The sequence below is a fragment of the Bacteroides sp. RCH18 genome (genome assembly GCF_058231005.1).
Window position 1 is genome coordinate 2,147,476 of record NZ_JBIPTC010000002.1, and the last position, 9,883, is coordinate 2,157,358.

A 9,883-nucleotide genomic window follows, 5' to 3' on the forward strand; every position below is an offset into this window, starting at 1 on the left:
TTTGTCAACTATTAGCGTGGCCACTGGTAATAATCGGCATTGGCTTCTACTGCATTTTCTATTTCATCGGGCAGGGGAGAGAAGAAGTCCATATGGGTAAGTTTCTCGATGCTGTCAATTGATACCGCATAGGTGGAAAGAGGCTCTACCGCCTGTCTGTTGTTGAATAAGAACCCGATGCCACGAGCCGGTTTGACAAAAGGAGAGAGGATTACTTTGAAGAATCGTTCGGGCACTGCCACCTTATTTTTTCCGATGGTCTTGGACGGCTTGTCGATGATAGGGCCGCATATGATGATGATGGCACTATCGGCTACCGCCCAGTCTCTTATTTTTTCTTCCAGATTTTTCCAGCCTCTTCTGTTCAGCTGAGGATGCTGCGGACACATATTGCTGAAATAGAAGGATTCTTTCATGACATCCGGACTCCATTTCATGTCGGCGGCCGGTGCCATATGTCCTTTGTCATATCCTGAGCGTGCATAATCCGCATTGGTCGCAATGGCGCCTTTTACTAAAGGATCGGCGATGAAGTTGTCACCTCTCTTTTCTTTTCCTTTGGTTTCCTGGCGGGTCAGCTCGTAAGAAACCCAATTCGGAATCTTTAGATCTTTATTGTAGGAAACCGTATAACCTTTATGACGAATGATCTGCTCCTGACGGGGAATCAATGAAATGGGAATCTCTAAATCTTTGCCGGATGGAGTGGGGAGGGAAACGGAAGTCTCTATCTGCGGTTTGCTACTGTGCTGGACACTGTATTGCTGATAATACAGATAAAGCCCGTAACAAATGGGAATAAGTACGATGATAGCGATAATACACCCTAATCTTTGATTGGAATGTGACTTCTTTTTCTTAAATAATCTCCTGCTCTTACCTCGTTTCATGCGATTTGCTTTGGGGGTTAATAAGAAAAGCGCTAACTATTCTGTAGTTAGCGCTTTATTGTCAAGAGCCGCTAGCCAGACTTGAACTGGCGACCTACGCGTTACGAATGCGTTGCTCTACCAACTGAGCTATAGCGGCGGTTTGTTTCTCGTTTACGGCGTGCAAAATTACAGCTTTATTTGAGAAAACAAAAGGATTCTGAATATTTTTTGAGCTTTAATTTAAAATCTTCCTTTACCATAACTCTTTGCATAAAGTAACGGTAGTTTAACTTTCGAACATTCTGCTGCGTGCCAGCATACACGCGCCTACAATACCTGCTTTATCCTTCAATTTGGATGTAATGATGGCAGAGTCTTTGTTGACCAGATTGAGTGAATACTTACGTACCGCTGTTTTGATGGGTTGGGTGATATAATCTCCCGTTAAAGATAAAGTTCCGCCTATAATGACCAGTTCCGGATTGAAGATATTGATTAATCCTGCAATTTGTTTTCCCAGCTTTTGCCCTATTTCTTCAACAATTTCAATACAAAGCAGATCTTCCTTGTTGACGGCTGTGATGATTTCGTCAAGCGTGATGGGGTCTTCTTCACCGGATATTCGGGTGGAAAGAATAGAGCTTTCTCCGCTTTTAATACGCTCCAAAAGAATGCGATGAAGGGCAGAGCCGGATGCTTCTGTTTCTAGACACCCTTTTTTGCCGCAATGGCAGATGATTTCATTGTCGTATGCATTGACGTGACCGAACTCTCCCGAGAAACCGGATTTTCCTGTGTAGACTTTGCCGTCGATAATGATTCCGATGCCGACTCCCCAGCTGACGTTGACGAAAATAATATCTTTTTCTCCTTTTACACACCCTTGCATATATTCTCCGTAAGTCATGGCACGGGTGTCGTTGTCGATGGTTACTTTATGACCCAGCTTTTCCGATAGGACATCCGCCAACGGGCGTTCCTCAAAATTGAACTGGCTAAAACTATATCCGGATTCCGGATTTACTCGTCCCGATACATTTACATTGATATTTAAGATCTTCTCCTTATTAATAGGGAGCTTTTTGATGAAGTTGAGAATGAGTTTGCACAACTCGTTCATCCCTTCTATCGAATTCTCAAATTTATAGGGGATATTCATTTTTAGCTCTACCATATCACCTTTAAAATTGATCAGTCCGATATTGACTGCAAATCTTTTGATGTCTACACCTATAAAATAACCGGATTCCGGATTCAATCCATAGAGATTCGGGTGGCGTCCACCGCTGGTTTCCAGTTTTCCGTAATCATTGATATATCCGTCCTCACACATTTCACCGATAAACTTGGTGACTGTGGGCACGCTTAGATCTAGTTCTTTTGAAAGATCGGGAATAGTGGAACTACCATTATATATATAATGTGTAATGATCCTCTTTTTAACGAGGGCATTTTTAGAGCCCATTTCTATTTCTTTCAAGAATTGTTGGTTCATACGTCTCTTATATTTTGTAATATCTACAAAGATAATTAATTTTTTTATTAACTAATAAGGTTCTTGATGAAAAAATTAGAATTGAATCTGAGATGATGCTGTGCTGATTCCTTATAGGAAGTGAATTCTCTCATTGATAGTTATTTGAAATCTTCTTATATAATAAGGTAATAAGGGTACTGGTATCTGAATAGCTTCATATTTATAGTCTTATTAATGAATAAAGAGGCAAAAAACAACTTTGTTAATAAAATATTTTATTATCTATTGTTTATTTAATAAATATAGCTATATTTGTACCGTGATATTAATTAAGATGTACCGTAACCAAATCGTATTATGATGAAAAACTTATTCCAAATACTCTGTGGGCTATTTCTGGTGGTATCATACTCTTCTTGTATGCACTCAGAGGAAGATAAGGTAGATGTACTTATTATAGGTGGAGGTGCCAGTGGTGTAACATCCGGCATCCAGTCTGCTCGTATGGGAGCCAATACGCTGATTCTCGAAGAAAGCACCTGGTTGGGTGGTATGCTGACTTCTGCCGGTGTGAGTGCTGTGGATGGAAATTACAGATTGCCTGCCGGACTTTGGGGAGAATTTAAGAATAGATTGTCTGATTATTATGGTGGGCTAGATTCTTTGAAGACGGGTTGGGTGAGCAATGTATTGTTTGAACCGTCAGTTGGAAATAAGATTCTTCACGAAATGGTAGCGGCGGAAAATAATCTAAAAGTCTGGAAACAGGCTTGCCTTGAAGAAGTAAAAAGAACAGGAGACGAGTGGATTGCTAAAGTGAAGGTGGAAGGACAAGGTGTGAAGACGGTTCGGGCGAAGATCATGATTGATGCCACCGAATTGGGCGATGTGGCAAAAATGTGTGGAGTGAAGTATGATATTGGTATGGAAAGCAGAGATGACACGCACGAGGATATCGCTCCGGAAAAGAAGAATAATATTGTGCAGGATATTACCTATGTTGCCATATTAAAAGATTATGGTAAGGATGTGACTATTCCGGAACCTGAAGGATACGATCCTAAAGAATTTGCCTGTGCCTGTGCCAGTCCGGTATGCATAACTCCTAAAGAGCCGGATCGCGTCTGGTCTAAAGATATGATGATTACCTACGGGCGGTTGCCGAATCATAAATATATGATTAATTGGCCGATAGAAGGTAATGATTATTATATTAATCTGATTGAAATGACTCCGGAAGAGCGCTTGAAAGCGTTGGAATATGCGAAACATTATACGATGTGCTTTGTCTACTTCCTGCAACATGAGCTGGGATATAATACACTTGGATTGGCGGATGATGAATATCCGACAGAGGATAAATTACCCTTTATCCCTTATCATAGAGAGTCCAGAAGAATTCACGGATTAGTCCGCTTTAACTTGAATCATGCACTCAATCCATATACGCAGGATGAAAAGCTGTACCGTACTTGTATTGCTGTGGGCGATTATCCGGTAGATCATCATCATACTCGTTATCATGGTTATGAAGAGTTGCCTAATCTGTATTTTCATCCGATCCCTTCGTATGGGTTGCCGTTAGGTACATTGATTCCCCAGGCGGTGGACGGGCTGATTGTAGCAGAGAAATCTATTTCCGTATCGAATATTATGAATGGAACGACTCGTTTGCAGCCGGTTGTATTGCAGATCGGTCAGGCGGCGGGAGCTCTGGCTGCACTAGCTGTGAAGAATAATCAGAAGATAAGTGATATTTCCGTTCGTGATGTTCAGAATGCTATTCTGGATGCTAAAGGATATTTGCTTCCTTATCTGGATGTCCCTGTCTCGGATGCGAAGTTTGCTTCTTATCAGCGGATTGGCTCTACGGGGATTCTGAAAGGAGTCGGTAAGAATGTGGATTGGTCCAATCAGACTTGGTTGAGAGCGGATACGGTATTGCTGGCGTCAGAACTGGATGGTCTGTTTGAAGTGTATCCGGCTGCCAAAGATGAATTCACAAAAACAGGAGCGGATAAATTAAGTATTGAGGAGGCAGTTCAACTTGTTCAGAAGATAGTAGAAACGGAAAAACTAAATACTACTGTTGACCCGCAAGCGCTTTGGAAAGCATACGGAATGCAAGAACCGGATTTGAAACGGAATATTTTGAGAGGGGAGATGGCTGTAATGATTGATCAGGTATTGGATCCTTTCAATAAAAAACAGATCGATATCACTGGTAAGTATATTCAATAGGTTAACATATATCCAAGTAAAAACAAAAAATTAAAACTATGGAAACTAATAATCGTAGAGATTTCTTAAAGAAGGCAGCTTTGGCCGGAGCTTCCGCTTTGGTTGCCCCTTCATTATTTGCAGCTGACGGAGAGGGGAGAGGGGAACTCTCCCCGAAGATCAAGGCTGGCGATTTGGAAAGCAAATTGATTGTTCCCAAAAATAATGGCTTAAAAATTACAGGAACTTTTTTGGATGAAATATCTCATGATATTCCTCATCAGAACTGGGGGGAGAAAGAATGGGATCTGGATTTTCAGCATATGAAAAGAATCGGTATCGATACAGTGATTATGATTCGTTCCGGTTATCGTAAGTTTATGACTTACCCTTCACCCTATTTGCTGAAAAAAGGATGCTATATGCCGTCGGTTGATTTGGTAGATATGTATTTGCGTCTGGCGGAGAAGTATAACATGAAATTTTATTTTGGTTTGTATGATTCAGGACGGTATTGGGATACAGGTGATTTAAGTTGGGAGATTGAGGATAACAAGTATGTGATTGATGAGGTTTGGAAGATGTACGGAGAGAAGTATAAAAGTTTTGGAGGCTGGTACATCAGCGGCGAGATTAGCCGCGCCACGAAAGGGGCTATTGATGCTTTCCGCGCTATGGGAAAGCAATGTAAAGATGTATCGAACGGACTCCCGACTTTTATCTCTCCGTGGATTGATGGCAAAAAGGCTATTATGGGAACAGGGAAACTGACAAGAGAAGATGCGGTTTCTGTACAACAACACGAAAAAGAATGGAATGAAATTTTTGATGGAATTCATGAAGTGGTAGATGCTTGTGCTTTTCAGGATGGACATATCGATTATGATGAGTTGGATGCGTTCTTTACTGTAAATAAAAAATTAGCAGATAAGTATGGCATGCAATGCTGGACCAATGCCGAGTCTTTTGACCGTGATATGCCTATCCGTTTTCTACCCATTAAATTTGATAAGCTTCGGATGAAGTTGGAAGCTGCCAAACGTGCAGGGTATGATAAGGCTATTACTTTCGAATTTTCTCATTTTATGAGCCCTCAATCTGCTTACTTGCAAGCTGGACATTTATACGATAGATACAGAGAATATTTTGAAATTAAATGAGTGATATGAAGTCTACAATTAACTTTGGCTATCTTATTTTCCTTTCTGTTGTAGCAGCTTTGGGAGGATTTTTGTTCGGATATGATACTGCTGTTATATCCGGAACAATCGCTCAGGTTACTCAACTTTTTCAACTGGATACGTTGCAACAGGGGTGGTATGTGGGATGTGCTTTAATAGGTTCTATCGTCGGTGTTCTTTTTGCCGGTATCTTGAGTGATAAGCTAGGACGAAAAATGACGATGATTATTTCAGCGACTCTGTTTTCTACATCGGCTTTAGGTTGTGCGATCTCCGCAGACTTCACTCAATTGGTAGTCTATCGTATTATCGGTGGAGTTGGTATTGGGGTTGTGTCGATTGTTTCTCCTTTGTATATATCTGAAGTAGCTGTGGCACAATATAGAGGACGTTTGGTTTCTTTATATCAATTGGCTGTGACAGTTGGATTTTTAGGAGCTTATTTGATTAACTATCAATTGCTGGCTTATGCTGAAAGTGGTAATCAGTTAAGTATGGACTGGTTGAATAAGATATTTGTAACTGAAGTCTGGCGAGGAATGTTGGGAATGGAAACATTGCCGGCTGTGTTATTCTTCATCATTATCTTCTTTATTCCGGAGAGTCCTCGTTGGCTGATCGTAAGAGGTAAAGAAGAAAAAGCAGTCAATATATTGGAAAAGATATATAACTCAGTTTCAGAGGCTACAAGTCAATTAAAAGAAACGAAATCTGTATTGACGTCTGAAACAAAATCTGAATGGGCTATGTTAATGAAACCCGGAATTTTTAAAGCGGTCATCATTGGTGTATGCATTGCTATTCTGGGACAGTTCATGGGTGTGAATGCTGTACTTTATTATGGCCCTTCTATTTTCGAAAACGCAGGACTTTCAGGAGGAGATTCTTTGTTTTACCAAGTTCTCGTAGGACTAGTCAACACTCTGACCACCGTTCTTGCTCTTGTGATCATTGACAGGGTCGGCCGCAAGCAACTGGTCTATTACGGAGTTTCGGGGATGGTTGTCTCCCTCCTGCTGATCGGCATTTACTTCCTCTTCGGTGATTCCTGGGGAGTATCCAGCCTCTTCCTGCTCGTTTTCTTCCTGTTCTATGTATTCTGCTGTGCCGTCTCCATCTGTGCCGTGGTGTTCGTGCTCCTCTCGGAGATGTACCCCACCAAGGTACGCGGACTGGCGATGTCCATTGCAGGATTCGCCCTGTGGATAGGAACGTACCTGATCGGACAGCTAACCCCCTGGATGCTCCAGAATCTCACCCCCGCCGGAACATTCTTCCTGTTCGCAGTCATGTGCGTGCCGTATATGCTCATCGTATGGAAACTCGTGCCGGAGACTACAGGAAAGTCACTGGAAGAGATCGAAAGATACTGGACCCGGTCGGAACAGTAGAAGAAAGAGACCTTAATAACTTAACACTTAAAGATATATGGATTTTAAAATACTAGCCGATCAATATCGGAATGAATTATTGGATAATGTCCTTCCATTCTGGCTCGAACACTCTCAAGATCTTGAGTTTGGCGGTTATTTCACCTGCTTAGACCGCAAAGGAGGAGTTTTTGATACAGATAAATTCATCTGGTTGCAGGGACGTGAGGTATGGATGTTCTCCATGCTTTACAACAAAGTGGAAAAAACGGCAGGAATGGCTGGATTGTGCCGTTCAGGGTGGTGAATTCTTAAAAAAATGTGGACATAATGGAGATTACAACTGGTATTTTTCACTCGATCGTTCGGGTAGACCACTGGTAGAACCATACAATATTTTCTCATATACTTTCGCCACGATGGCCTTCGGGCAGTTGAGTCTTGCTACCGGAAGTCAGGAGTATGCGGACATAGCAAAGAAGACTTTTGAAATCATACTCTCTAAAGTTGATAATCCGAAAGGCAAGTGGAACAAGGTTCATCCTGGTACTCGTAATCTGAAGAACTTCGCCCTCCCGATGATCCTCTGTAATCTGGCTTTGGAGATCGAACATCTTCTGGATCCCGGTTATCTGGAACAGACGATGGAAACCTGCATCCATGAAGTGATGAATGTCTTTTATCGTCCGGAGTTGGGTGGTATCATTGTTGAGAATGTCGATGTGGATGGTAATCTGGTGGATTGTTTCGAAGGACGCCAAGTGACTCCCGGTCATGCTATTGAAGCGATGTGGTTTATCATGGATCTAGGCAAAAGGCTGAACCGACCGGAGCTCATACAACAAGCAATGTTAACCACCTTAACAATGCTTGATTACGGTTGGGACAAGCAATGTGAAGGCATCTATTACTTTATGGACCGTAACGGTTGTCCTCCCCAGCAATTGGAGTGGGATCAGAAACTCTGGTGGGTACACATTGAATCTTTGATTTCATTATTGAAAGGCTATCAGTTGACCGGAGATAAAAGATGTCTGGAATGGTTTGAAAAAGTACATGACTACACGTGGACACACTTCAAAGATACGGAATATCCGGAATGGTTCGGTTATCTGAATCGGCAGGGAGAAGTATTGCTGCCACTCAAAGGCGGGAAATGGAAAGGATGTTTCCATGTACCAAGAGGATTGTACCAATGCTGGAAAGTACTGGAAGAGTTACGAGAAACAAATGAAATTATACATCCATGAAAATCACATATCTAACATATAATACACATTCTTATTTTTATTACCCTGATATGAACAGACAATACTTCTATATAATACTTACAATTTTTCTTTTTACAGGTTGTAGAAAGGATACTGGATCAAGTAACCCAGTATTAGAACAGATGTGCCAGAGATTATTTCCTCAACATGCAGATTCTTTTGAATTTGAATTATTAAATGACTCAAACCAGATGGATCGTTTTATACTAGAATCGGCATACAAGAAAATTCGCATAAAAGGAAATAATAATAATTCTTTGGCCGTAGGTCTTAACCATTATCTGAAATATTACTGCCATACGAATGTATCTTGGTATGCCTCTGATAGCATTGATATGCCCGAAGAGTTACCAGTAATTCCTCAACCAATATCTATCCGTTCTAAGTGTGACAATCGTTTCTTCTTGAACTACTGTACATTTGGATATACAATGCCTTATTGGAAAATGGTCTGATTGGGAAAGGTTGATTGACTGGATGGCATTAAATGGAATTACGATGCCATTAGCTATCAGTGGACAAGAGACAGTATGGTATAAGGTCTGGAGCAAATTAGGATTAAACGATGAACAAATACGTTCATATTTCACAGGACCTGCGCACTTGCCCTGGCATCGTATGTCTAATGTCGATTATTGGCAAAGTCCCCTGCCGAAATCATGGTTGGAGCAACAAGAAGTATTACAGAAACAAATATTAAAGAGAGAACGCGACTTTAATATGACCCCTGTTTTACCTGCATTTTCTGGCCACGTACCTAAAGAACTTAAAGCAATCTATCCGGATGCCAAAATTCACGAAATGAGTCAATGGGGAGGATATGATTCAAAATATCGCAGTCATTTTATAGAACCAATGGACTCTCTGTTCAACATCATTCAAAAAATGTATTTGGAAGAGCAGACGGCAATATACGGTACAGATCATATTTATGGAATTGATCCTTTTAATGAGGTTGATTCTCCAAATTGGAATGAAGATTTCCTGGCAAAGGTTTCTAATAAGATATATGAGTCCATTTACCAAGTAGATGCTGAGGCTAAGTGGTTGCAAATGACATGGATGTTTTACCATGATCAAAAGAAATGGACACAACCCAGAATCCGTTCTTTCCTGGAGGCTGTGCCAGATGACAAACTCATACTGTTGGATTACTATTGTGACAGTACAGAAATATGGAGGAATACGGAAAAGTACTATGGGAAACCATATATATGGTGTTACTTGGGCAATTTCGGTGGAAACTCCATGATGGTCGGAAATCTGGATGATGTTGATAGCAAAATCAAAAGGCTCTTTGCAGAAGGTGGTGAGAATGTATATGGCTTAGGAGCTACCCTGGAAGGCTTCGATGTGAATCCTTTTATGTATGAATTTGTATTTGACCAGGCATGGGATTATCCGTTAACAACTGATCAATGGATTCTAAACTGGGCAAAATGCAGAGGGGGAAATCAAGACGAACATATTCTGAAAGCATGGGATTCATTAC

Annotated in this window: 5 protein-coding genes, 1 tRNA gene and 2 pseudogenes; 5 read left to right on the plus strand and 3 right to left on the minus strand. The window is 41.1% G+C overall.

Going from position 1 to position 9,883, the window contains the following annotated elements:
- Positions 1–11: 11 nt before the first annotated feature.
- The 3 genes from ACHLI0_RS23615 to ACHLI0_RS23625 all read right to left on the minus strand — a co-directional run bounded on the left by ACHLI0_RS23615 (position 12) and on the right by ACHLI0_RS23625 (position 2,367).
- Positions 12–890, minus strand: a complete 879-nt coding sequence (locus ACHLI0_RS23615; protein ID WP_016267842.1) for a DNA/RNA non-specific endonuclease — start codon at positions 888–890, stop codon at positions 12–14.
- A 66-nt stretch (positions 891–956) separates the two neighbouring features.
- Positions 957–1,029: transfer RNA gene (locus ACHLI0_RS23620), tRNA-Thr, on the minus strand.
- A 129-nt stretch (positions 1,030–1,158) separates the two neighbouring features.
- Positions 1,159–2,367 (minus strand): ROK family transcriptional regulator, encoded by a 1,209-nt coding sequence (locus tag ACHLI0_RS23625; protein WP_008760710.1) that lies wholly within the window; start codon positions 2,365–2,367, stop codon positions 1,159–1,161.
- Between the two features lie 342 nt (positions 2,368–2,709).
- On the opposite strand from ACHLI0_RS23625, the gene ACHLI0_RS23630 reads away from it, so the two are divergent.
- From ACHLI0_RS23630 to ACHLI0_RS23650, 5 genes and pseudogenes are all read left to right on the plus strand, one after another.
- On the plus strand, positions 2,710–4,590 hold the full coding sequence (locus ACHLI0_RS23630) for an FAD-dependent oxidoreductase (RefSeq protein WP_490750189.1): 1,881 nt from the start codon (positions 2,710–2,712) through the stop codon (positions 4,588–4,590).
- A 38-nt stretch (positions 4,591–4,628) separates the two neighbouring features.
- A complete protein-coding gene (locus tag ACHLI0_RS23635; protein WP_016267840.1) occupies positions 4,629–5,729 on the plus strand; it encodes a DUF4434 domain-containing protein in 1,101 nt (366 codons plus the stop codon).
- Between the two features lie 5 nt (positions 5,730–5,734).
- Positions 5,735–7,141 carry a sugar porter family MFS transporter gene (locus ACHLI0_RS23640; RefSeq protein WP_490750161.1) on the plus strand — a complete coding sequence of 469 codons (1,407 nt, stop codon included), beginning with the start codon at positions 5,735–5,737 and terminating at the stop codon, positions 7,139–7,141.
- Positions 7,142–7,178: 37 nt separating this feature from the next.
- Positions 7,179–8,370, plus strand: a pseudogene (locus tag ACHLI0_RS23645) (n-acyl-d-glucosamine 2-epimerase).
- Positions 8,371–8,420: 50 nt separating this feature from the next.
- Positions 8,421–9,883: pseudogene (locus ACHLI0_RS23650) on the plus strand (alpha-N-acetylglucosaminidase); the annotation flags it as partial.